This window comes from Pseudomonas sp. Pseusp97, assembly GCF_047304025.1.
In the GTDB taxonomy this organism is placed as follows: Bacteria; Pseudomonadota; Gammaproteobacteria; order Pseudomonadales; family Pseudomonadaceae; genus Pseudomonas.
On record NZ_JBGLYK010000480.1, the window covers coordinates 1 to 595 of the forward strand.

The 595-nt window shown below is 69.4% G+C and carries 1 protein-coding gene; it reads right to left on the reverse strand.

Annotated features, from left to right (window positions below):
- Positions 1 to 595, reverse strand: a 595-nt coding sequence (locus ACCC94_RS29995) for a sensor histidine kinase (protein ID WP_413353210.1), incomplete at both ends; no start/stop codon positions are given.

A 595-nucleotide genomic window follows, 5' to 3' on the forward strand; every position in this document is an offset into this window, starting at 1 on the left:
GCATCGCGGGCAATGGCCAGGCCCAGGCCGACGCCGCCGGAGTTGCGGTTGCGCGAGCCTTCCAGGCGGAAGAACGGCTCGAACACCTGCTCGCGCAGCTCGGCGGGAATGCCCGGGCCGTGGTCGCGCACGCGGATTTCTACCTCGCGGGGACCGTCGCGCAGTTCGATGCTGACCTCGCCGGCGTAGCGCAGGGCGTTGTCCAGCAGGTTGTTCAGGCACGAGCGCAACGCCATCGGCTGGACCTTGAGCGGCGCGCAGGAGCCTTCCACGCCCACGTCGGCGCCGCGCTCGCAGGCGTCTTCGGCGAGTGAATCGGCCAGGGCCTTCACGTCGAACCACTGCAACGGCTCGGTAGCGCGCTCCTGCTGCAGGTAGTGCAGGGTGGAGTCGAGCATGCCGATCATCTCGGCCAGGTCCTGGCCGATGCGCGTGCGCAATTGCGGGTTGTCGATTTCCTCGACGCGCAGGCGCAGGCGCGACAGCGGGGTGCGCAGGTCATGGGAGACCGCCACCAGCATGCGGCTGCGCTGCTGCACCTGTTCGCGGATGCGTTCGCGCATGCGGTTGAAGGCGTGGGCGGCCTGGCGTGCTT